This is a genomic window from Longimycelium tulufanense, from assembly GCF_014645795.1.
Lineage (GTDB): Bacteria > Actinomycetota > Actinomycetes > Mycobacteriales > Pseudonocardiaceae > Longimycelium > Longimycelium tulufanense.
In genome coordinates this window covers 58619-80435 of record NZ_BMMK01000022.1, presented here as the reverse complement: position 1 = coordinate 80435, position 21817 = coordinate 58619, and the positions used below count along the sequence as shown (strand labels likewise).

General features: G+C 69.8%; 29 protein-coding genes and 1 pseudogene. 23 read left to right on the top strand and 7 right to left on the bottom strand.

What is annotated here, in order from left to right; genetic code table 11:
• Positions 1–53: 53 nt before the first annotated feature.
• From IEY55_RS21090 to IEY55_RS21080, 3 genes are read right to left on the bottom strand one after another with little or no spacing between them, the layout of a single operon-like run.
• Positions 54–194, bottom strand: a complete 141-nt coding sequence (locus IEY55_RS21090) for an FxLD family lanthipeptide (RefSeq protein ID WP_189060248.1) — start codon at positions 192–194, stop codon at positions 54–56.
• Positions 195–231: 37 nt separating this feature from the next.
• Entirely contained in the window at positions 232–546 is a 315-nt protein-coding gene (locus tag IEY55_RS21085; RefSeq protein WP_189060247.1) for a hypothetical protein, read from the bottom strand.
• On the bottom strand, positions 543–746 hold the full coding sequence (locus tag IEY55_RS21080) for a hypothetical protein (protein WP_189060246.1): 204 nt from the start codon (positions 744–746) through the stop codon (positions 543–545). The genes IEY55_RS21085 and IEY55_RS21080 overlap by 4 nt, the downstream gene beginning before the upstream one ends.
• 255 nt (positions 747–1001) lie before the next feature.
• Here IEY55_RS21080 and IEY55_RS33055 point away from each other — a divergent pair.
• From IEY55_RS33055 to IEY55_RS21070, 3 genes and pseudogenes are all read left to right on the top strand, one after another.
• Positions 1002–1196, top strand: a pseudogene (locus IEY55_RS33055) (helix-turn-helix domain-containing protein); the annotation flags it as partial.
• 111 nt (positions 1197–1307) lie between these two features.
• Complete coding sequence (locus tag IEY55_RS21075) at positions 1308–2303, top strand: hypothetical protein (RefSeq protein WP_229686597.1); 996 nt, start codon at positions 1308–1310, stop codon at positions 2301–2303.
• 19 nt (positions 2304–2322) lie between these two features.
• The gene (locus IEY55_RS21070; RefSeq protein ID WP_189060244.1) at positions 2323–2568 is read left to right on the top strand and encodes a hypothetical protein; all 246 of its coding nucleotides are present in this window, start codon (positions 2323–2325) and stop codon (positions 2566–2568) included.
• 1031 nt (positions 2569–3599) lie between these two features.
• On the opposite strand, the gene IEY55_RS21065 is transcribed toward IEY55_RS21070, so the two are convergent.
• A complete protein-coding gene (locus IEY55_RS21065) occupies positions 3600–4733 on the bottom strand; it encodes a helix-turn-helix transcriptional regulator (protein ID WP_189060243.1) in 1134 nt (377 codons plus the stop codon).
• Between the two features lie 369 nt (positions 4734–5102).
• Here IEY55_RS21065 and IEY55_RS21060 point away from each other — a divergent pair, with 369 nt between their 5' ends.
• From IEY55_RS21060 to IEY55_RS21025, 9 genes are all read left to right on the top strand, one after another.
• Positions 5103–5366 (top strand): hypothetical protein, encoded by a 264-nt coding sequence (locus tag IEY55_RS21060; RefSeq protein WP_189060242.1) that lies wholly within the window; start codon positions 5103–5105, stop codon positions 5364–5366.
• A gap of 32 nt (positions 5367–5398) precedes the next feature.
• Positions 5399–6127, top strand: coding sequence for an AAA family ATPase (locus tag IEY55_RS21055; protein WP_189060241.1), 729 nt, complete (start codon positions 5399–5401; stop codon positions 6125–6127).
• Positions 6128–6146: 19 nt separating this feature from the next.
• Positions 6147–7325, top strand: coding sequence for a radical SAM/SPASM domain-containing protein (locus IEY55_RS21050; RefSeq protein ID WP_189060240.1), 1179 nt, complete (start codon positions 6147–6149; stop codon positions 7323–7325).
• Positions 7326–7361: 36 nt separating this feature from the next.
• Positions 7362–7793, top strand: a complete 432-nt coding sequence (locus IEY55_RS21045; protein ID WP_189060239.1) for an NUDIX hydrolase — start codon at positions 7362–7364, stop codon at positions 7791–7793.
• A 128-nt stretch (positions 7794–7921) separates the two neighbouring features.
• Positions 7922–8317, top strand: a complete 396-nt coding sequence (locus IEY55_RS21040; protein WP_189060238.1) for a PfkB family carbohydrate kinase — start codon at positions 7922–7924, stop codon at positions 8315–8317.
• Positions 8301–8996 (top strand): hypothetical protein, encoded by a 696-nt coding sequence (locus tag IEY55_RS21035; RefSeq protein WP_229686596.1) that lies wholly within the window; start codon positions 8301–8303, stop codon positions 8994–8996. Before IEY55_RS21040 ends, IEY55_RS21035 begins: the two co-directional genes overlap by 17 nt.
• A 147-nt stretch (positions 8997–9143) precedes the next feature.
• Positions 9144–9275, top strand: coding sequence for a hypothetical protein (locus IEY55_RS32600; protein ID WP_268239340.1), 132 nt, complete (start codon positions 9144–9146; stop codon positions 9273–9275).
• A 422-nt stretch (positions 9276–9697) separates the two neighbouring features.
• Positions 9698–10531: an NAD(P)H-binding protein gene (locus IEY55_RS21030; protein ID WP_189060237.1), complete on the top strand. Its 834-nt coding sequence runs from the start codon at positions 9698–9700 to the stop codon at positions 10529–10531.
• Positions 10532–10707: 176 nt separating this feature from the next.
• Positions 10708–12102, top strand: coding sequence for an NAD(P)/FAD-dependent oxidoreductase (locus IEY55_RS21025; RefSeq protein ID WP_229686595.1), 1395 nt, complete (start codon positions 10708–10710; stop codon positions 12100–12102).
• Positions 12103–12123: 21 nt separating this feature from the next.
• Here the strand turns inward: IEY55_RS21025 and IEY55_RS21020 are convergent, their stop codons facing one another.
• The 3 genes from IEY55_RS21020 to IEY55_RS21010 form a co-directional block, all read right to left on the bottom strand.
• Positions 12124–13380 carry an MAB_1171c family putative transporter gene (locus tag IEY55_RS21020; protein WP_189060236.1) on the bottom strand — a complete coding sequence of 419 codons (1257 nt, stop codon included), beginning with the start codon at positions 13378–13380 and terminating at the stop codon, positions 12124–12126.
• On the bottom strand, positions 13377–13943 hold the full coding sequence (locus tag IEY55_RS21015) for a hypothetical protein (RefSeq protein WP_189060235.1): 567 nt from the start codon (positions 13941–13943) through the stop codon (positions 13377–13379). The genes IEY55_RS21020 and IEY55_RS21015 overlap by 4 nt, the downstream gene beginning before the upstream one ends.
• A gap of 64 nt (positions 13944–14007) precedes the next feature.
• A complete protein-coding gene (locus IEY55_RS21010; protein WP_189060234.1) occupies positions 14008–14718 on the bottom strand; it encodes a hypothetical protein in 711 nt (236 codons plus the stop codon).
• Between the two features lie 364 nt (positions 14719–15082).
• Between IEY55_RS21010 and IEY55_RS21005 the strand changes: the two genes are divergently transcribed.
• Genes IEY55_RS21005 through IEY55_RS20955 form a run of 11 tightly spaced genes read left to right on the top strand, consistent with a single transcriptional unit; the run spans position 15083 to position 21767 of the window.
• Positions 15083–15382 carry an SseB family protein gene (locus IEY55_RS21005; RefSeq protein WP_189060233.1) on the top strand — a complete coding sequence of 100 codons (300 nt, stop codon included), beginning with the start codon at positions 15083–15085 and terminating at the stop codon, positions 15380–15382.
• A complete protein-coding gene (locus IEY55_RS33050; protein WP_373290041.1) occupies positions 15301–15657 on the top strand; it encodes a WhiB family transcriptional regulator in 357 nt (118 codons plus the stop codon). The genes IEY55_RS21005 and IEY55_RS33050 overlap by 82 nt, the downstream gene beginning before the upstream one ends.
• A 13-nt stretch (positions 15658–15670) precedes the next feature.
• The gene (locus IEY55_RS20995; RefSeq protein ID WP_189060231.1) at positions 15671–16123 is read left to right on the top strand and encodes a hypothetical protein; all 453 of its coding nucleotides are present in this window, start codon (positions 15671–15673) and stop codon (positions 16121–16123) included.
• Complete coding sequence (locus IEY55_RS20990) at positions 16120–16449, top strand: hypothetical protein (protein ID WP_189060230.1); 330 nt, start codon at positions 16120–16122, stop codon at positions 16447–16449. The genes IEY55_RS20995 and IEY55_RS20990 overlap by 4 nt, the downstream gene beginning before the upstream one ends.
• Positions 16450–16480: 31 nt before the next feature.
• A complete protein-coding gene (locus tag IEY55_RS20985; protein WP_189060229.1) occupies positions 16481–17656 on the top strand; it encodes a DMT family transporter in 1176 nt (391 codons plus the stop codon).
• Complete coding sequence (locus tag IEY55_RS20980) at positions 17653–18123, top strand: SseB family protein (RefSeq protein WP_189060228.1); 471 nt, start codon at positions 17653–17655, stop codon at positions 18121–18123. Before IEY55_RS20985 ends, IEY55_RS20980 begins: the two co-directional genes overlap by 4 nt.
• 5 nt (positions 18124–18128) lie before the next feature.
• A complete protein-coding gene (locus tag IEY55_RS20975; protein WP_189060227.1) occupies positions 18129–18395 on the top strand; it encodes a hypothetical protein in 267 nt (88 codons plus the stop codon).
• Positions 18388–18741 (top strand): hypothetical protein, encoded by a 354-nt coding sequence (locus IEY55_RS20970; RefSeq protein ID WP_189060226.1) that lies wholly within the window; start codon positions 18388–18390, stop codon positions 18739–18741. Before IEY55_RS20975 ends, IEY55_RS20970 begins: the two co-directional genes overlap by 8 nt.
• A 5-nt stretch (positions 18742–18746) precedes the next feature.
• Complete coding sequence (locus IEY55_RS20965) at positions 18747–20909, top strand: putative T7SS-secreted protein (protein WP_189060225.1); 2163 nt, start codon at positions 18747–18749, stop codon at positions 20907–20909.
• 2 nt (positions 20910–20911) lie between these two features.
• Positions 20912–21163, top strand: coding sequence for a hypothetical protein (locus tag IEY55_RS20960; protein WP_189060224.1), 252 nt, complete (start codon positions 20912–20914; stop codon positions 21161–21163).
• A gap of 28 nt (positions 21164–21191) precedes the next feature.
• On the top strand, positions 21192–21767 hold the full coding sequence (locus tag IEY55_RS20955) for a hypothetical protein (RefSeq protein WP_189060223.1): 576 nt from the start codon (positions 21192–21194) through the stop codon (positions 21765–21767).
• Positions 21768–21817: the final 50 nt, after the last annotated feature.

The following is a 21817-nucleotide window of genomic DNA, read 5'->3' as shown; positions in this document are numbered from 1 at the left end:
GAGGCAGACCCGGGGGCCGGGGTATGTCCCAGCCCCCGGCCCAGCGCAGAGGGTCAACTGCTGACGCAGGACGATGCGCAGGTGGGATCGCAGCCGTCGTTGGTGTCGCACGGCACTCCGGAGTCACCGGGCCTGTCGGCGATGACGCGCAGATCAAGAGCGAGAACGTCGTTACCGGTGTCGGTTGCGTACACCAGAATCTCCTTCCTTTACCGGGTTTCCATCCGATGGTCACCGTGGTGAAGCCGGTCGACAGCCGCCGGCCAGGTGACCACCATCAAGCCCGAAGGCGGGCAACTCGACGTCGATCGATCTGATCAGCCCGCGCATCTCGTGTTCTGCGACCAGGTCACGGGCACGATGGGCACAGTCACGGCACTCGGGCCAATGCCGTTCCTTAGCGGTGGGCGGGTAGTGGCGGATCACGATCACCCGGCAGCACAACGACATCACAGTCACGCCGTGGCCGCGGGGGTCGCCGCGGTAGGCGTGACGTTCGCCGTCGTGCGGGGTCCAACAGCAGGGCACCAGGTCGTTGCCGGTCACCACTGGCTCCCGACATAGGGGCGGACCGGGCCGACCTTGGGGATCAGGTCGGTGGCCTCCACATCGACGGACGGAGTCGGGCTGGAGATGGTGTGGACGACGGGCTGGGGCGACTCGTCCAAATCGTCGCTGGTTTCCCACCACGCAAGTAGGCCGAGCCCGAGCGCGACAACAACGATGAGGATCAACACGGTAGTCATGAGTTTGTCCCGGCAGTCGAAGAGTGGGGGCGCGCCATCCCCGCCCGGCGGTGAGTGCGAGCAGACGGGGTGACGCGCGGGGGAGCGTGGAGTCTGCGCCCGGGGTGAAACGTTGGGGAGAACCAGACGCAGCGTTCCTCGCGGGTGGTGCGGGTCCGAGGCAACTCAGCGTGGGCAGGTGTGGGTAAGAGATGTGGAAGGAACGCCCACACGACCGATCGTGTGACGCGACTGGAACGGCTACCGTGCCTGGACATGAAGTCAGGCAGCTCCCGGTATTTCCGGCTGGGCGCGGCGCTTCGCCGAGCTCGAGAAAGCGCCGGCATCAGCCAGACGGAGCTGGCCAGACAAATCAACTACTCCCGTACGTCCGTCGTCCATGTTGAGCAGGGCGACCACGGCGCAGCAGAACACTTCTGGGCCCTTGCGGACCAGGTGTGTGGGGCAGGCGGGAAACTACTCGCCGTCTATCGTCATGAGCACGACCGTCAAGCCTTGACCCGGAGCCAGAGGGATACTGAGCTGGCATCGTGGAGTGCCGACGGAAGCGACGGTGATCGCGTGCTGCGACGTGAGCTGCTGGCAGGGTTGGTTGGTGTCACTGGTGGCGCCCTACTTGGCGTGGGACGTGCTCAAGCTGCTGCTCCTCCCGCGTCGGTGCCGGCTCTCCGGGCCATGGTGGAGGCAGCGCAGGCGGACTATCTGGCGTGTCGGTACCGCGAGCTCGGCCGAGCGTTGCCGCACCTGATCCGCACCGCCCATGCCACTCGCGCCGCTGTCAGTTCAGATCAGCACTGCACCGTGGACGCCCTCACCTCTGCCGCGTATCGGCACGCTTCCTGGCTGGCGCTGCGTCTCGATGCTGACCGAGCAGACGGCTTCGCCCTCGGTCTCGCTGAGGACGCCATGGCCGCCGCCCGCGCATCAGGCGACCTACTAATGGAAGCCGAGGCCGCCCAAATGGGGGCGGTCGCGCTGCGCCGTTACGGCCAGGACCGGCAGGCCGAACAGCTCGTCATCAACACTGCGGTCAGGTTGGAATCGGACACTGGCCTCAAGAACCGGGCACAGACCAGCGCCTACGCCATGCTGCTGGAAACCGGCGCCTACACCGCTGCGGTTGCCGGACGCCGTTCGGCCGCACTCGACCTGCACACCGAAGCGTCCGCCACACTGCAACGCCAGCCGGCCCGTCAACTCGGCGGGGCAACGACGACCCCGTCGACCGTGGACGCACGCTACCTCCGGCTGTATGAAATCAGCGTCCACCGCCAGCTCGGGGACTACGGCACGGCCATCAACACTGCACGCACCGTGCTCCCCAGTGGAATCGGTGTGACCGAGCGTCGTGTCCGCTACTACCAGGACGTCGCGCTCACCTACGCCGCCTGGGATAAACGGGAGCCCGCGTTCCGCGCTCTCCTGGCGGCCGAACACGAAGCCCCCCAGGAGGTTCGGCTCCGCCCCTGGGCACATCGGCTCGTCCGCGACCTCCGGTCCTCCGGACCCATGTTGCCGGGGCTGCGCGACTTCGCGACCCGCGCCCATGTCGACTGACTACCAGGAGAAACACCCTGTGACCAGCATCGACGAGCGGGCTCGCATTGTTCGGGACGCCTGGACCACCGGCGTCACCACCCACTTCCCCGGCGATCCCAAGCCGTCCTACGTCGCACCGTGGGACGAGACGCCGGAGTGGGGGCGCCAGGCCGCGACCGCCGTCTACGACCAAGTCCGTGCGTTCATCGACGTCACCGACGGTGCCACGATCAAGCTCACCCGCGAACAGAAGGGACGCTACGTCCTCATGCGTGGTTGGTGAATGGACGTGATGGCCTGACGCCTGGTTGTGGGTTCACATGGCTCGGCATGCGGTGAGGCCGCGATCGGCTGCCGTGGGTGGTGGGTGTGTTGGTGGTCGGAGAGTCGGCCGGCGACGGCGCGGATGGTGACGCCGGCAGGGTGTCGCGTCGGCTGTGGTGGTGGGTCAGGGCTCGCCAGTTCTTCAGGTGAGCGATGGCATGCTCGGCGCGGATTCGCCGGGCAACGTGGGATTTCCGTTGCGTGGCACGAAGCCTTCGTGATGCCGGGCATGCGTTCCCGTCGTTTCTTGTGGTACCTCACGGTGGGCGTGACGACCTGGCCGGCGGTCTGTGCTCCGAGTCCTTGGTCCGGCGTCGGTGAGGATCTCCACCCCGCAGGTGTGCTCGAGCCAGTCGACCCGGCCAGCCTGCCGGGCTTGGGTGATGTCGGGGGTGCTGCCCCGACATCAGCGTCCCGCAGAACAGCAACCGTCCGTGGGCGTCGGTGATGACCAGGGCTTTCATGGCGTTGGTGCGGGACTTGCCGGAAATGAACTGGTGGCGGTCCGCGCGCCTGCCCGTGGGCCGACGAACCCGAGTTTCGGTGGCGTCCATCAGCGGGGCTTGCCACTGTTACCGGCCAAGACCTCGAGGACGTCGACGGCGTCGTCCGAATCGCCCGCAGGGTTGCCCCAGAGCGGAACATCTGCACCGTCGACCCCGGGCAACAGCGGTGACGCCGAGGCTGCCGACGAGCTTCTGGCTGACATCCTCCCCTCCGAAGCCGAAGCCGAAGCCGAAGCCGAAGCCGAGGAGTGCTGGGCTGGTGCCGGTCAGCGACCACGGAGGGCCGCCGACGGCCACGGACCTGAACCTTGCCACCATCCTGGACGCACGGTGTCGGGCTGAACTACCAGGCCGAACTGACGTGACGATGCGCTTGGTGGGCCCGCCGATGACGGCCCGGCAGCCGCGCTGAGCGATGGCGCCCAGCTGCGGGAGTCGTATGGGATCGACGTGGAGCACGAGTAGACCCGGGTGTCGGAAGCTTCTACACCACGGTGGTGGCGAGGTCGCGGGCTTTGGGGTCGCCGCTGGCGTGCGCGGTATCGAGTGCTCGCCGCACCGTAGCTAACCCGCGGGAGGATCCTACTTCGGCGCCCAGCGGGATCACTTGTTGCAGCGTGTCTTCCGCGTCCCGCCATGCTTGGGCGTTGACCTGCATCCGGAACAGGTGGGCGCGGTGAATGTAGTGGCGAACACGCTCCGCGGGTGGGGTGATCTCGAGGGAGTGTTGGGTGACGGTGATGGCGGTGTCCCAGTCTCCGCAGTCGGCGGCGATCATCCCGTGGTGGCCCGCCAACTCGCGGTCGCTGATCCACCATGCCCACGCCGGGTCGGACTCGCGTGTCCCGTCGTCGTGGAGGGCCTGTACCTGGTGCCAGGCTTTCCAGGCCCCGTCCACATCGCCAGCGACGGCACGTGCCCGTGCCTCTCGCAGTCGCCACAGGCAGTGCAGCCGCGGGGACAAGTTCCGAGTCTGCAGTACCCGGTTGGTGATGGCGAGGGCCTGTTCGCCTCGGCGCAGGTGGGTGGCGTGCATCGCGATGTTCTGGAGCACCAGCAGATCGAGGCTGGTGTCTCCGGCGAGGGACAAGTGATGCCGGGCCTGCTTGTTCAGTCGATGTACGTCCTTGTGACGGTGGGCGTCGTAGCACAACCAGCCGGCAACCTCGGCCAGTTCCCCGAGGGCGGCGTGGACGTCGCGTTCCAGGCCGGGCCGGGGCGGGCAGGTGGCAACCTGCTGTGTGGCGATGTTGACCGCGTGCACGGCGAGGGGCGCGGTGTGGTCTCCGCCGAGACTGGTGTCCAGCTCGACCAGGGTTCGGATGCGGTGGTGCAGGCCCTCAACCCAGGCCGAATCCAGTGGCTCAGGGCGTCCGGTGACCGGGGAGACGTCGCCGCTGATGCTGACCAGCCGCTGGTAGGCGGCCAGCAGGACACCCCCGGAGCGGCACACCTGATCAGCCTGGATCCAGAAGTCTTCGGCGGCGCCGTGGTCGCCGGACTCGATGTGGGAGATCGTGGACCGGTGGCAGCCCAGCAGTCGTGCCAGGTCTTTTTGGGAGTACCCGGCTCTGTCCCGCTCTCGGCGTAGCGCCGCACCGAGTTGTTCCGACCTCATGCCGGTCGACGCTAGCCGGACCGGCAGGAATGACTCGATCGGGCGAGTGGGCGTTTCCGCCCACCCCCTGACCCACCCCCACCCACCCCGAGAACCCTGTGACCCGCACCACCGAGATCGCCGGCTTGGTTCTCCGCCTGCCCCGAGGGCGTTCGAGCACCGGACCGGCCTGGGCGGCGGTGGCGCCGGGTGTTTCCCCGACCTCCTCGGCGCCACCGCCTCGACGACCGGGGGCGAGGGACATGCGCACCGAGTATCGATCGGAGCGGGACGCGGTCATGCCGATCGCGATGGCGGTGTACGTGCCGGTGTTGTGGGCTATGGGGGTGGCCTCGGCTGGTCCGCACCGCGACGTCCGAGGGGTACGTCGTGGGTGACGGTCTGGAGTGGAGGACGTACACCTGGCAGCCGGCCGTGGTCGGCGATGTGCCGGCCCGTCACGTTTACCTCGGTCCGGTGCGGCCGGATGGGGAGCCGGTGGCGCTGGTGTGCGGCCCGCAGCTGCCGGCCCGGCGCTATCCGCTGGAGCATCCCGCGCGTCTGTGGCGCGAGTGCATCTCGTGCGGGGACCGGCTGCGCGCACGGCTCGACGTCCCGGTGATCGAGGTCAGCCTGCCGGCCTACGGGGCGTAGCGCGATCAGGAGCCGGGCGAGGGAGGCCACGCATGAGTAGCTCCACACGCGAGGGGACGGCCGCCACGCCGCTGCGGTTGGTGGCGGTGGTGGGGCCGCCGGGCGTGGGGAAGTCCACCGCGACCGGTGTGCTGACCCGGCGGCTCGGTGCGCGGGTGTGGCGGCTGCGGGAGGCGGCTGCCGCCTACCAGCGCGCCCACCCCGGGGCCACGCACTTGTTCCGCACCACCGATCCCTTGGGGTGGCTGCCGGATCTCACGGTGGAGGTGCTGCTCGCCGCGTTCCTGCGAGGGCGTCGCCCGAGTGGCTTGGTGGTGCTGGAAGGCTTTCCCGGCTCAGCGCGCCAGCTGCACATGCTGTGCGCCCTGGCCGCGGGCCTGCCCGTGGGGGTGCTGGCACTCGACGCGAGTGATCGGACGTGTGAGCAGCGGGCCCAGGGGCGGCGGGTCTGCGCGGTGTGCGAGCCCGATCCCCGCCGACCGGCCCCGCGCCATCCGCAGGATCCCGAGCGGTGCGCACGCTGCCGGCATCCCCTGGTGCGCCGCCACTCGGACGCCACCGACCGGTTTCAAGACCGGCTGCACCGGTATCGGGTGCGGGCGCCGCTGATCCGGTCCATGGCGCACCGGCTCGGGGTGCCGCACCAGGTGATCACGGTGGAAGACGGCCCGGAGGCGTGCCGGGACCGGGTACTCACGGCAGCGAAGTCCCTGTCGGTTTCCACTCCGGGCGGCCCGGTGATCTCGCCCGCACATCTGTGAGTTCTCAAGGAGGATGGTTGTGTCGCCCGTTCCGTTACCCACACCCACGATCGGCAGACCCGCCGCGCCGCCGGATGCCTACGGGTTTGCCACGATGCCGGCCCGCGCCCACGAGCCCGACCCGCACCGGATCGACCGGCTGCCCTACGGCCGGTTCCGGAATCTCTACGTCTACCTCACCACCGCCTGCCAACTGCGCTGCGCGCACTGCTACATGGGCGAGCGGCTGGAGGAGGCGCGGAAGATGTCGTGGGAGACCCTCACCCGCACCTTGAGGACGTGGCGGCAGATGGGCAGTGCCAAGGTCACGCTGCTGGGCGGGGAACCCACGCTGCACCCGCGCTTCGTCGACGCAATCCGGTACGCCAACGCGCTGGGCTACGAGCACGTCATCACCACCACCAACGGCCTGAACCCGGCGATCCGCAAACTCCGCACACTCGCCCCGAGCGAGTTCGCCTATGTGCAGGTCTCCGTGGACGGCGGCTCACCGGACACCCACGACCGGGTGCGCGGAACGGGCTGCTTCGCCGAGACCATGCTCAACATCGCCGAGCTGGCCGAGCGGGGCTTCGATACCCGGATCATCTGCACGGTCAACACGATCAACGCCCGGGACTGTCTGCGGCTGCTGGACCTGGCCGACCAGATGCACGTGTCGCTGGTGAAGTTCCACGTCTTCTCCACCATCGGGCACGGCGCCGCGGCGGCGAGCGCGGCGATGCCGCCGCGGGAGTGGATCGAGTTTTACGAACATCTGGAGCAGATCGCCCCGCGCTACCGGACGCGGGTGTCCTACCAGCCCACCTACGCCCGCCGGGAACGGATCGCGGAGTTCGCCGCCGCCGGCTACCGGGGCTGCATCGGCCGCACCCTCGACCGCATGAGCATCTTCCCGGACGGCCGCGGCTACGTCTGTAGCTATCTGTTCGACACCGACCTCAACCTGGTGCAGGTCGCCGACGACGGGCACGTCCGGCTCAACACCGGCCGCAGCGAGTTCGACCTGTTCACCCGACCGTTGACGCGGCCCAGTTGCGGCAGCTGTAAGGCGCCGGATGCCTGCCTGGGCGGCTGCCCGGCCGAGGAGGTGGTCATGGGCTCCGCCTCCTGCGCCACCGAGGAGGACATCGTCCCGGTGTGCCGGCTGTGGAAGTCGATCGCGGTCCCCCGCCACCGGGACCAGCACCGTCCGTGATCCACTCGGTCACGACCCACGATGAGGAGAAAGCCTGTGGCTCGCTACAAGGCGTGCATCGACGTCCACCTGATTCTGCGCCGCGACACCGACATCCTGCTGGGACTGCGGCGCAACACCGGCTACGCCGACGGCTGCTGGCACCTGCCGAGTGGCCACACGGAGGAGGGCGAGTCCGCGACCGCCGCCGTGGTCCGGGAAGCCGCCGAGGAAATCGGGGTGACCCTCGCCGAGGGTGATGTGCGCTTCGTTCACGTCATGCACCACCGCACCAACGAAGGCCGGCTGGCCCTGTTCTTCCAGGCATCTCGGTGGACCGGTGAGGTGACCAACCGCGAGCCGGACAAGTGCGCCGGCTGGCAGTGGTTCGCGCTCGATGCCCTGCCCGAGGCGATGATCCCGTACGCGGCCCAGGCCCTGGCCCACGTCGGCAAGGGAGAACCGTATGCCGAACGATGCTGGCAGTAGACCCGCCGGGCTCGATCTGGTGTGCGTGAGCTACCTCGCTGAGGCCCGGGTCCTGGCCGTGCAGGCGTATCCGCCCGCCAACGCCGGGGCACTGGTGCACGACGCCGAGCACGCGTCCGTGGCGGCTGATGGGCCGCTCACCGCGCTGGCCACGGCCCGCCTGGGGTTGCCGCGTCGGCTTGGTCGCCAACCAGGTCGGCCAGGCGCCCCGGCTGGCCGCCGACCTGTTCCACCGGCTTGGTCCCGACGCGGCGATCGTGACGCTGGGCCGGTTCGGCGCCCTCGCCCACACCACCCGTGGCCTGCTGCGCACGCCCGCGCCCACCGTCACGGTGGTGCACACCCACGGCGCCGGGGCCGCCTTCTCCGCCGGCTACGCCCAGACCCTGCTGGCCGGCGCCACCCTCCCCGAGGCCCTGCACGCCGGCTGCACGCTCGGCAGCGCCCACTGCGCCGGCTCACCCGTCACCGCCATCCAGCCCACCCCCACACCCAACGGAGGACCCTGTGTTATTCGACACTGACCTCGCCGAGGCCGCGACCATGTTGCGCACGCTCGACTGGACCGACCTGGCCGCCATCACCCACGCCAGCACCCCTCTCCTCGCCGTGCTCGACGCGCGCCGCGACACCCTGCACGACCTCGTCGTCCACGCCATCGAGGACGACCATCTGTCCGGGCTGCACGAGCACTACGACATCCTCGACAAGCTCGTCCTGCACGACGACACGTCCGGTTGGAGGCTCCGGCTGCACGTCTTCGCCCCCGGGTACTTCGACCGGCCGCACAACCACCGCTGGACCTACACCTCCCGCATCCTGGCCGGCAGCTACACCCACACCCTCTACGGCAGCGACGAACTGCTCGGCGACCGCGAGACCATCGACCCGGCCCAGCTCACACCCCGCATGGTCCGCACCGAAACGACCGGCGACACCTACACCCTCCAGCACACGATGATCCACGCGATCACCGCCCAGCCCCACACCACCAGCCTCATCGTCCGCGGCCCCGCCGTCAAAGACCGGTTCCTGGTCACCGACCAGGTCACCGGCCACTCCTGGTGGCAGTACGGCGCCGCCCACGAATCCCCCGAGACCGCCGCCGCCAAACGCATGACGCCACAACGCGCCCGTGCCACCCTGCGCCGCCTCCGCGAGCACGGTGTCCTCGGCCCGGCCACCGAGGCCGCCTCGGCATAAACACCCCGCAGATCCCCACGGTGGTCACCCGCTCGACCGCACCATTCCCATCCCGGGCGAGCGGTGCCCTCAGAAACGGACCGAAGGCCGACAGTGTCCACGAATGTCACCCACGATGCCCTCACTACAGCTCACTACCTGAGCGACTTGACACGGCGGTTCGGCAAGGCCCTCGCGGCATACCACGCCGCAGCGGCACAACGGCTCGGGCTCTTCGTCAGCGACTACCACCGCCTGACCCTGATCCTGCGCGCACGCCAACCGCTGACCGCAGGTTAACTCGGCGAACTGGCCGCCCTGACCACCGGCTCCGTTACCGGAGTCATTGACCACCTCGTCCGCGCCGGCTGGGTTCGCCGTGGCCGCGGCATCGACCGCCGCAAAATCATCGTCGAAATCCTGCCACCAACCCGGGAAGAAGTCGGAGCAGTCCTGGGTGGGCTTGGTCGATCCCTGGCGACGTTGGCCACAAACCGCCTACCGGGCGAGCTTTCCGCAGCCACGGTGTTAATCGAGGACATGATCGAAGTGTTGGAACGCGAAGCTGAGAAAGACCAGCCCGGGTAGCTGTCACCTGCGACACGGTGTGCTGCCTCACGTCCTCGCCGCAGGGTGGAAATTGGCAGAACACGGCAACGGTGAGCGGGCGTTACCGTCGCGGTCGCAGGAATGTTCGTGCGCCAGTCGAGGGGGACAGTGTCGTGACGATCCTGGTAACCGGAGGGCGTGGCCATGTCGCGCGCGGCGTGGTCGGGCAGCTGCTCGAGGTGGGGGAGAAGGTGCGGTTGGCCAGCCGGAACCCGACCGCCGTCACGGCCCCGGACTCCGTGGAGGTGGTGGGGGCCGACCTCACCCGCGTGGACACCCTGGCGCCGGCTCTGGCCGGGGTCTCCAAGGTCTTCTGCTACGCCGATCCGGCGGGGATCGACAGTCTCGTGACGGCGGCTCAGGATGCGGGCGTCGGGCACGTCGTGTTGCTCTCGGCCAGCCCGGTCACCGCGGCCAACCCGGCGGCCAACCCGCTGGCGGTCATGCACAAGGCAGCCGAACAGGCCCTGCTCGACTCCGAGCTGTCGTGGACCTTCCTCCGCCCGGCCACCTTCGCGACGAACACGTTGCAGTGGGCGCAGTCCATCCGTCGCGAGGGTGTGGTCCGGGCGGCGTATCCGGAGGCGCACACCGATGCCATCCACGAGGCGGACATCGCCGCGGTCGCCGTGCGGGCGCTGACCGAGGAGGGGCACGTGGGGCGTGCCTATCTGATGACCGGGCCGGAGTCAGTGACCCAGCGGCAGCAGGTCGAGGCGATCAGCGCGGCGATCGGGCGCCCGGTGGAGTTCGTGGAGCTGACCCCGGCCGAGTACCGGGAGACCCTGGCCAGGTGGGGAGGTGGCCTGGTTGACCAGCTGATCAGGTACCTGGCCGAGAACGATGGGGTGCCGATGCCCGTGATCAACACGGTCGAGTTGATGACCGGCCGGCCCGCGCGCACCTTCGCCCAGTGGGCACGCGACCACGCGGACGAGTTCCGGTAGGTCGGGCGCCATCCGCCGCATGTCCGTCACCGCGCCATGCGCTGGACCGACTCATCGTCGCCGAAGATGGTGGTGGGCCGGCGCCGATGTCGTGGGGTAATGACCGGGATCATCGCCACTCCATCGGGGGACGTAGGTTTCGGGGGTTCAGACCACGAGTGATGGGGGCGGTGTCGGTGAGGCCACGGCGTGCGGTGGTGTTGGGTGGCGGCCTGTCGGGGATGTTGGTGGCCTCGGCTGTGTCCGGGGCTGCCTTCGACGAGGTTCTGCTGGTGGAGCGGGATCGGTTCCCTGTAGGGCCTGAGCCGCGGAAAGGAGTGCCGCAAGCCCGGCACGCGCACAACCTCGTCAGTGGTGGGGCGCGGGCGCTAGAGAGCCTGCTGCCGGGCGTGCTGGACCGGCTGCAGGCCGAGGGCGCGCAGCGTTTTGTGGTGCCTCGTGATGTGATCCTGCTGGGTACTGGCGGCTGGGTGCGGCGCTATGACGGCACCCATTTTTTTGTGTCGTGTTCGCGGGATTTGCTGGACTGGGTGGTGCGGAATCACGTGCTGGCGTCGGGCACGGTTCAGGTGTTGGAGGGCACCGTCGTGGCGGGGTTGTCCGGCAGTGCGCGCCGGGTCACTGGGGTGACGGTGCGTGATGTGGACACCGGCGAGGCCCGTGAGCTGGTGGCGGATCTGGTGATCGACGCCACGGGTCGGGGGTCGCAGACGTCGCGCTGGCTGCAGGAGCTGCTGGGCCTGCCTCGTGTCCGGGAGGACGTCGTGCGCTCTGGTTTGCGGTATGCGACGTGTCTGTTCTCGGCTCCGGTGGGCAGTGGGTTCCCCTTGATCAGTATCCAGTCTCATCCGAGGGAGCAGCGGTGCGGGCGGGCGGGCGGCGTCCTGATGCCGATCGAGGGGGGTCGGTGGTTGGTCACGGTGTGGGGCAGCGCCACGGAGCAGCCCCCACAGACACTCGAGGAATTCGTGCCGTTTGCCCAGCGCCTGCGGGATCCGGTGCTGGCGGACGTGCTGGCGGGCCGGACGGCGCTGACACCGGTCCGTCGGTCGGACTCCACCGTGAATCGCCGCCGCCGCTACGAGGAACTGCCGGTGTGGCCGGAGGGCCTGCTGGTGGCGGGTGATGCGCTGGCGGCGTTCAACCCCGTGTATGGGCACGGGATGTCGGTGGCGGCGCAGAGCGCGCTGGCGTTGCGGCGGCAGTTGTCTGCCGGTACGCGAGAGGTGGGCACCACGCGAACATTGCAGCGGATGCTGTGCCGGGTGGCCGACGGGGCGTGGGCGATGGCGACCGGTGAGGACGTCCTGTATCCCGGCGTGGCGGGGGACCGGCGGACTACGGCGCTGGCGCGGTTGCGACGGCGCGGCGTTGAGCGCATGAGTGTGGTCGCCACCAGCAGGCCGACGGTGGCCGAGGCGTTGTTCGGTGCGTTCACTCTGGAGGGGGCGTTCTCCCAGTTGCTGTCCCCGCGGCTGTTGTGGGACGTGCTGCGGGGACCTGCAGCCCCGCCGCTGCAAGGCCCGCCGTTGACGACCCGGGAACGTCAGCTCGCGGGGCTGGATCGATAGCCCTCACCTGGCCGCAGTCGGTCATCCGGCGGCGTCGCCGTGCCCCGCAGTCAGGGGCGCGGCCGTCTCGGTGAGCACGGACGCGACGGCGCGGTCCACGATGCGGGAGTGGTAGGCGCGGGCGACGCGGGCCCAGGCAGCCTGTTCTTCGGCGGGGTCGCCGTCGCGGACCTGATCCTCGTCGGCGGGGATGTCCTCGCCCACGGGGTGGTCGTGGTGCTGGTAGTGGGCGGCGGCTTTGAGCTGGGCGGCGGTGATCGTGGCGGTGAGCGCCGCGCCGGTGAGGCCGGCCTCGCAGGCGAGACGTTCCGCACGGCGGCCGACGCGGGAATCACGGTGGGGTGCGAGGGCGAGTTGCCAGTCGTTGAGTTCCACCACGGCCCGGTGCAGCCGGCGGTGGACATCCTGGCGGCGGTCGGGAAGGGCCGAGGTCGGATGGGTCTGGCGGACGACGTTCAGCAGCGGACGGAGCTGGTGGTAGCGGCGCCAGGCGACGATGGAGTCGCGGAGTCGGGCCAGGCGGGGTCCCCATGAGGGCAGGAGGATCGCGATGGCCATCGGGATGGATCCGAGGACGGAGATCGCCGGGGCGGCGGCACCGATCGGAGCGAGGTGGGTGGTGCCACACCAAAGGGTGATCAGCACGACGAACTTGACGAGGACGCTGGCCAGCGGCCACAGAGGGACGATGGCGAACCAGCGCAGTGTGCGTGCGGTCCAGACGCGGCCTGTGGCGCGGACGGCACGGCTGGCGGACCAGCACTGGTATGCCTGGGCGGTGGTGCCGACCGTCATGGCCGTGATGTAGGCGAGCATGAACGCGCTGACGGTCGGGTGCGTGGTGGCGTAATGAATGTCCCAGTCGGTGAGGCGTTCATCGGCACGCGTGGTGTCGTAGGAGGCCACGAACAACGCGATGAGCGTGACGATGGTGGTGCTGTAGCCGAGGATGATCCAGCGCACCGACCGCCAGGCCCGGGCGGGCGGGTAGCGCCAGAGCAGCACGGTGGCCAGGGTGGAGCCGGCATAGAGGGTGGCCCAGGAGTAGCACCAGGGCACCGCGAAGTGGACGATGCCGGTGAGCTGGTGGAGCAGCGTGTTGTTGGCCGGGGCAGCGGAGATCGAGCTCAAGGTGGCGGCCAGCACCGACAGGCACAGGGCCCACAACGCTGGGGTGGTCCATCCTTTCCGTCGCAGGTCACGCATTTTGAACGCCAAGATGGCGGCCCAGACGGGAGCGGTGGCCAGGTAGCTGGCGTTGAAGAGTGTCAGCTTCACGCGCTTGCCCCACGGGGGCGTTCAAACGAGTCCACGAGTCGGGTGAGCCCGCACGGCACCGGGGCATTGTTGCGGCGGGTTTTCTGGCGATGCTCGGTGATGGCGGTGACCAGGTCGTCGGCCAGCTGCTCGGCGTCGCGTTCTGTGTCTTCGTCACCCTCGCAGGCGCTCCGGCCGGCCAGAATCTGGACCATGCCCGGCGTCAGGTGTGGCGCGACGTGCGACACGACGTCCTCGGCGTCGAGTTCGACCGGGGTGTGGCCGAGCAGCACGTGCGCGAACTCGTGACACAGAATGTGCAGCCGGTGGTACCAACTGGGGGAGTCGGCGACGACGACCACGGCCGTGTCGTCCGACAGGACGGCAGTGATGCCGGAGTAGCCCACTAGTGGTGCGCAGACCACCGTGGTGGGCTGGCCCAGGTAGCGGTCGAAAAGCTTGCCGACCTTGTCGAAGGCGGCCGCGTAGGTGCTGTTCGGCGCGAGGTCGAGCGCGTCGATGACCTCGCTGATCGTCTCCCGTCTTGGTGACTCGGCCACTGTCTCCCCCTCCCCGGATGACATCGGACCATCGGACCACGCACTGTCATCCATCGTCCGACTGGGGGTGACCCTTTAGGGGTAGAGATTACGTCTTGTCACCCGTTTGGCCGTGTTCCCGGGCCTTGAGGATGGCGTTCACGGCAGCCTGATATGTCGCGGGTTTATGGGCTGCTGAGCGGGATATTCGGGTCGCCAGGGAGCGGATGCCGGTGGCGAAGAGCGCCTTGATGTTGGCGGTGTCGGCATCCATTCGGGCGGCGTACTCCTCATCGAAGAAGTACGCCGGGGGGACATGGAAGCAGTCGGCCAGGGCCAAAACCGTCCGCAGATACGGGTTGTCGTGGCCCCGGATGAGGTGGCGGACGTGCTTGGTCGAAATCTTCCCCCACCGCTGCCGTGCCGCGATGGTCTCGGCGATCTTCTGTGCCGTCCACGGCTCGCTGTCAGGGGAGTGGAGGATCTGGACGAGGTGGTCGACGGCCTCCGGCCGCCATCCCGCACGTTCTCCCTCCCGCACGGGCCGACGCGTGCCACCGACCAGGGCCGCGGGATGAACGTTGAGGGCCGCAGCCAGGGCATGCACGTGGGCGATCGTCGGGTTGTCGCGGGCGCCGGTGCGCAACTGGTGGATGTAGGCGGAGGTGATGTCCTGCCCCTGCTCCTGGCAGGCGCGGGCGAGGTCGCCGGTGCTCCAGGGACGGTCGTCGCCGGGTGTAGCGGTGCGGCACAGATCGTCCAGGATGGACGCAAAGTCCAGCTCCGCGGCCTCCGGCGGCCGCTCTGCGCTTACCGGCACCATGCCTCCCTGCTCCACGGGTGGTTCTTGCTCCACGGGTGGTTCCCCCGTCCGCCCTAGTGTCGCCTGTCGGCCGGCGCCGGGGGTAGCGGGTCTTGTGATCGCCCCCACTGGGCGTTAACTGCGGATCCCGACACGCGGAATCTGTGGTTGATCCCATGTGCTGTGTAGCCGTACGCTCACGCTCGCCACAGCGTCAACTAAGGGTCACTGATCAAGTTATCTCTAGTTGAAGCTCGGCTATCGGGGAAATGTGCACACCAGGTGCGCGACCGGGGAAACGGGGAGCGCCCAGCCGGCGCAAAGGGACTCACAGGGGGTCCGGCTGGGCGCTCTCCACCCTTCGTCGGGGAGGGGGATCCACATGGCTGCAGCCATTGACCAGTTTCGCCGCCGCGCGGTGCTGGTCATCGTCAGCAGCACCGATCACCGTCCGTTGATCTACACCGCCCGTCGGCGCCGCTGGGTCGTCGCCTACAGCACGGCCCGCCTGGTGCGCGGCACGCACCAGCTCGTGGCGATGACCGGGGCGCTGCTGCTGCGCCGGATCCCATCCACGGTCGGGATCGTCCTCGACCCGGGATGGCCGCACCAGATCCTCCTGCACCGCGGCCGAAGGCCACGGCGTGCTGCGCAGCCGGCGCCGGTGCGGTGGGCGGCATGAGCGCCGCCACCCAACACCGGCCCGCCGTCGGTGGTGAGGAGTGGTGGGCGTACATCGCGTGCGCCGGGGTGCCCGAGCACGTGTTTTTCCCGGGACCGGGCAGGTCAGCCCGCACGGCGCGTGAGATCTGTGGTCGGTGTCCGGTCCGTGCGCAGTGTCTGGAGGAGGTCTTGCGTCTTCGGCCTCGGACGGGGATCTGGGCCGGTCTGACGCAGCCGCAGTTGCAGGAGCTGTATCGGCGGCGTGATCAGCGGCGCACGGCGTCGCGACGTTGAGGGGGAGGACAGCGTGGGGATTTTGAAGCCGGCTGCCGGTTCAGACCGGCGATCCACGTCCACAGCCGAGCTGGAGGAGGCCGCGCGGCAGGAAGAAGCGGGATTGCACCGCCAGTTGGTGCGGCTGTTCCGTGATGCGCCGCGCGTCTACTTCGCCACCGATCCGAAGGCCGGCTACCAGCCGGTGGTGGTGGAGCGCAAGGGCCGGCGGTGGGTGGATGCCTATCTGCACGAGCACCAGATGGTGGAGATGCCGGGCGCGGAGTACGGGGAGTTGCCGGAGCGCTCCTGGTGCTCGGGGCGGGAGCTGGCGCACCTGGTCCATGAGCAGTATGGCCCCGAGGTGGGGATCACGTTGGTGGCCCCGTACGGGGCGCGGTTGCCGGTCGTGGAGCCCGTGATCGCCGCAGCTGCGCCGGTCCCTGCCGACACCGACGGATCGGCCGGGTCGGAGGTGTCGGCGTGAGCGCGCGGCCGGATCTCCCAGGCATGGGGTGGGCGTCTGTGGAACGCGCTCGACGCCAGACCCACGCCCGTCTGGATCGGGTGCAGCAGGGTCTGGAGGAGATCGCGGCGGAGTTGCGGCAGGGCCCGCCGGAGGGTTGGTCCGAGGGGATACCCACGACGATCGCCGCGGTCCATGAGCAGATGGTGACCCGGCTGATTATCGCCGCCTCCCAGGTGGATCGGGCCCGGACTCTGCTCGATCAAGCAGCCGCGGAGGAACAGGACCGTCTCCGCCGGGCGCGGGCCTGGACCGAGCCGGGATCGGATGCGGGGTCGGCGTGGTGACCGCCGGCGGGACTCGCCCGGAGGTGCGGGTGTGGCCGTGTCGGTGACCCACCCACGGCTCTCCACCGCCGCACACCACACACCCCACCGGCTCCGGGAGGACAGGAATGGCGAGGACTCCACGCGCATCCACGCTCGCGGACGCGCCCTGCGGCACCGTGGCCTGCTGGCAACGGCTGATGGCGGCGGTGGCCGCCAGCGCGCACCTGCACCGCGTGCCGCCCTGGTGGGCACCGCCTCCCTCTGCTGCGCCGGCTCCGGGTCGGGACGGGGAGGCGGGGAGATGACGCGGGATCGGGTGTGGCCGTGGGTCGCCTGTTCCGCGGCGGGTCCTGCCCTGTTCGGCACCTTCTACACCGCTACGCACCACTTGCCGGCGAGTCCTGTGTGGACGTCGGTGTATCGGGTGGTGCCGGCCGCGGTCGCTCTGTTGGTGTGGCGGCCGGTACTGCCGGCCGGGCCGTGGTGGCGGCGGTCACTGATCCTGGGTGGACTGAACTTTGCGGCGTTCTTCGCACTCCAGACGCTCGCGGCACACCGGCTCCCGGGCGGGATTGTGGCGATCGTGATCGCCTGCCAGTCGATGCTGGTGCCGGTACTGGCGGTCGCGCTGCTGGCTGAGCGGGTCCGGCTGTCCCAGGTGGTGGCCGCCGGGATCGGGGTTGTCGGTGTCGCGCTGCTGGTCGAGGGCGCGGCGGGTGGCCTGGACTGGGTCGGGTTGGCGACCGCGGCCGGGGCGGCCTGCGCGGCCGCCACCGGCTTCACGCTCACCAAGCGCTGGGGTCTACCGCCAGGTGTGTCACCGGTGACGGCGACGGGGTGGCAACTCTTCGGCGGCGCCGCGCTGCTGGTGCTCGCCGCCTTCCTCGTCGAGGGGACACCGCCGGGCCTGGATGCCGCGGGGGTGCTGGCGGTGGCGTGGGTGAGCCTGGGCGCCACGGCGCTGGCGTTTTCGTTGCTGTTCACCGGCTTGCACAAGTTGCCGTCGGCGGCGGGGGTGTCGGTGCTGGCGTTGACGGCGCCGCTGGCCGCGGCCCTGTTGGGCTGGGCCGCGGGGGAGCGGCTGTCCGGTCTGCAGTGGGTGGGCATGGCCGTGATCGCGGGGGCGGTGGTGGCTGGGCAGCGGGCGCAGCGTGGCCGTGCCTCCACACAGGACGTGGCGGGAGCCGCGCATGGGGTGACGAGCGTGAGGGGAGCGACGCGGTGAGCGCAGCAGTGTCGGCCGGGCAGGAGCCGGCGGTGGTGGCCGCGGTGCGGCAGTGGCGGGCTGCCCAGACCGAGGCGGTGGCGCCTGCGGAGCGGGAGCGTCTGGCTGAGGCGATGCTCGCCGCGATCCGGGTGGCGACGTTGTACCTGCCGATGGTCCGGGACACCGACGACGGTCAACTCGCGCCAGGGCGACGCGAAACGGGGGGCGTGGCGTGGCTGGTGGCGTACTCGACGGTCGAGCGGCTGGCCGGCGCGGAGCGGCAGCTGGACGCGGTGTGGCAGGTGCGGGGCGTGGACGTGCTGGGCCGCTACCTGGTCGAGGCCCCGGAGCTGGCGGGCGCGGTGCTGGATCTGGGCAGCCCGCATTTTGTGTTTTTCCCGCGGCTGGAAGGGATTGTGGCCCCAGAGGCGGTGCTCCACACCGGGGATTCGTTTCCACTCGACAGTAGTGAGGGGGCGTGGTGACGGACATGCGGCGGATGGCGCCCGACCACGGCCAGGCCGAGGCGGCGCGGGTGTTCGCCTCTCACGTGGCGGTGTGGGACCAGCAGCGGGAGGCCCTGCGCGCGGTGGCACGGGTCTGTCGGCGGCAGGCCCGTGCGCTGTGGGGGATGCCGGGGGTGGATCCGCGGGCGGCGGCGTTGGCGGCCCAGTTGGCGTGGGAGGCCGATGCCTGGGCACAGCGCACCTATGAGGTGGAAGCGGCACTGCAGCAGGGGGAGGGGACGCGTGGCTGATCTCAGGGTGGATCTGCCGGCACTCCGTCAGCTTGAGGAGGGCGTGAAGGGGATCCTGGCGGAGTTGCGGGAGCACAGCATGCACGGGGCCGAAGACAGCGCCGTGGGTGTGCTGGATCTGGCGCTGTCACCGGCTGAGACGGGCCATGAGGGTCTGGCCGACGCTGCCGCGACGTTCCTGGATCGGGCTCGGTGGAGTCTGCGCGGGGAGGTCCGGGAGCTGCGGCTGGTCGAAAACGGCCTGCGTGACACCCGCACGCTGTATCAGCAGGTGGAAGACGGCATGTCGTCCCTGTTCGGCAAGCTCGGTCTGACGTTGGACAACCCCGCGGGGGGCTCACCGTGAACCCGATGAACCCGTGGGGCGGGATGCCCGGCCTGGGAGCGCCGCTGGCGGGGAGCCTCCGGCAGTTCGAGCTCGGCGAGACACGTGACGTTCGGGAACTCGTCCCGGGGGATCCGGGCCGGGTCTGGACGCAGACCGGCGAGCTCTCCCAGTTGACCGATCATATGGAACGGACCGCGCAGGCTCTGTCTCGCATCTCGAGCGACGGCTGGCAGGGCGAAGCTGCTGACGCGTTTCGCGAGTATTTCCGGGATCGGCCCCGCCAGTGGGATGTGTTGGCCGGGGCGTTCCGGCACGTGGCGGACGCGTTGGGCGAGTACAAGTGGGCTCTGGAGGCTGCGCAACGTCGCGCCACTGACGCGGTGGCTCTCTACGAGACGGGCCAGCGGGAATCCGAAGCGGCGCGCACCGAGTACAACCAGAAGGCCGAACGCTACAGCGCGGCAGTGGCCTCCCTGAACGCCGGTCTTCCGACCGAGCTGCCACCACAGCCGGGGGAGTTCATCGACGGTGGTGCCGCGAAGATGGAAGAGGCACGGCAGCTGTTGGCCGATGCCCGGGCGCGTAAGCGGGAGGCGGCGGAGACGGCGGCAGCCGCGATCCGGGCCGCCACCGACCGGCTGCCGGAAAAGCCAGGCTGGTTGTCTCGCACCGTCGCGGAGATCGACGACCTGCAGCAGCGGCAGGTCGTCCAGGTCACCGACTTTCTCGGCGGCGCGGCTGAGGGAATCGGCGGGATCATCAAGCTCAGCCGGACACTCAACCCCCTCGACGTGTACAACCTGGCCCACCCCCAGGACTATCTGACCAACCTCGGCACCCTCGGGTCAGGGCTGGCGGCCGCGGTCACGCACCCGGTGGCGACCCTCAAGCACATCGTCGACGTCGACACCCTGCTCGACAGCCCGGGCCGGTGGCTGGGCCGGCTGGCCCCGGACGTGGCACTCGGCGCGGTGACCGGTGGTGTGGGGGCCGCAGCCGGGGCCGGAGTGGACGCGGCCACGCTGGGGGTGGCGTCGGTAGCCCGCTCGGCCGCCGGCAAGCTGGCGCGCAGCACCGGGCGGGAGGCGGTCGAGGAGGCGGGCCAGGCCGCCAGTAAGGCAGGCCGCGCCGGGGAACACGCGCCCGGCGGGCCGCATCCGCCCACCACGCCGCACGTCGCCGGCGACCACACCGCTGAGAGCGGTAACTGGTTTGAGCCCGATGACTCGTTTGTGCGGGAGCACGGGCCATTCGGTCCCGGCGGTACACCCGACAGCGCGACACCGGCCGGTGGCCAGCCCACCACGTCGCCGGATCCAGGCCCGGGTGCGGGGATGGCGGGCGCGGATCAGCGCGCGGCCGACGGGATCGGCCAGGCCGGCGGCGGCCTGGCCGACGTGGAACGTCAGCTCGACACCCTCGGGCCTGCGGACACGTCGGTGCCCCAGTCCAGCCCGACCGCGACGGCGGCGCCGGGCCCGGTGCACGCGGTGTCCACGCCCCCCGGGCACCCGAGCACCACCCCGCCCGGCACCGGAGAAGTCCCTCCCCCTCCGGTGTCGGGCACCCCCGAACCTCCGCACCTGCGGGAACGACCGGATTACGCCAACCCGGACTTCGAGGCGCGGGGCCAGGACCAGCACGACTACTGGGACCAGCACCCCGGCGACCGCGACACCATCCGTAGCCTGCGCCAGCTCCACACCGAGGAGATGCCCTGGCTGCGCGGGGTACGCGACGCCGAGCTGGACGCGATGCTGCTGTACCAGCGGGATCTGCACCGGCCGCTCAACGATGCGCTGCGCTCGGCCGACCCCGAAGCGCTGGCGGCCTGGGACACCGAGATCCGGGTGCTGACCTCCGGGCTGAACCACGTGCCCGACTATCAGGGCACCGTGTTCCGCGGCCTGCATTTCGACGACACCCAGAGTCTGATCCGGTTCGTCGAGCACTACCAACCCGGAACCATCGTCCATGACCCGGGTTTCGCCTCCGCCGACAAACTCCGAGCCATGCCCGACACCAACGTGGAGTTGGTGATCACCTCGCAGCACGGAAAGGACATTTCCTTCTTGAGTAACCAACAAGATGAGGTGGTGTTCCCGCCGGGCAGCCGGTTCCAGGTCCTGGCCAGGACCGATGCCGGCGACAAGATCCGTATCCACCTTCTCGATCTAGGGCGGTAACGATGGGTGTGAACTGGGACGAGGTCCGCAAGTTCGTGCAGGAGACCAATGCGCAGGCTCGTCCGCTACCACCGGAGCTGCAGGCACAGGTGGATCAGGCCGAGGAGTACGCCCGCACCCTCGACCAGCAGGGCCGGCCGGTGGCCTCCGAGGAACTGCAGGAGCGCTATCGGCACCACATTCCCGGCCTCCCCGAGGACCTCAATCCCTACCACGAACCGCGGCGGGAGAACCCGCCACAGCAGCAGGACTAAGTCGATGGCATGAGGGGGAGCAACTGCGATGGCGGTGCCGGACACCTGTCTCGAGCTGAGTGAGGAGGAGCGGCGGGCTTTGGTGGTGGAGCGGCGTGAGGAGGATCTGGCCGCCCGGCTGCGGGCCGCTGACTCGCTGATGGGGACGGTCGCGCTGCTGGGTGGGCGGGATGTCGCGCTGGAGCTGCGGGACCGCCGGAACCGGGTGGCGCTCACCGCGCAGCAGGCGATGCTGCTGCGTGCCGATGCCGCCAGTGAGGTGGCCCAGTATCGGTGGAGCGTGGTGCGTGATGCTGCGGGTCGGCCGGTGGCCTCCACTGAGGCGGTTGTGTTGCTGCATCGCCTGCCGTATGCGGCGGCCGCGCAGTTATCGCGGACGGAGGAGCCGTTGGGTCGGGTGTTGCGGCCGTGGGGGATGCGTCGGCACGTGCAGGGACAGCCCTGCGAGATCAGTGCGACTGATCTGGCTGGTGAGGAGTTGTCTCTGGAGGTGACTGCGGTGCTGGATTTGGGCACCGGCCGCTCGGTCGCCCTCGTGCGGGAGCGGCTCTACGCGGAGTGGGTGGACGCCTTCTACCACCGTCCGGGTGGCCTGGCCTGGTGATTGTGTCGCGGGCTGCGGCGCGGAAAGGCCGGCACCAGGGCGGGGAGTCG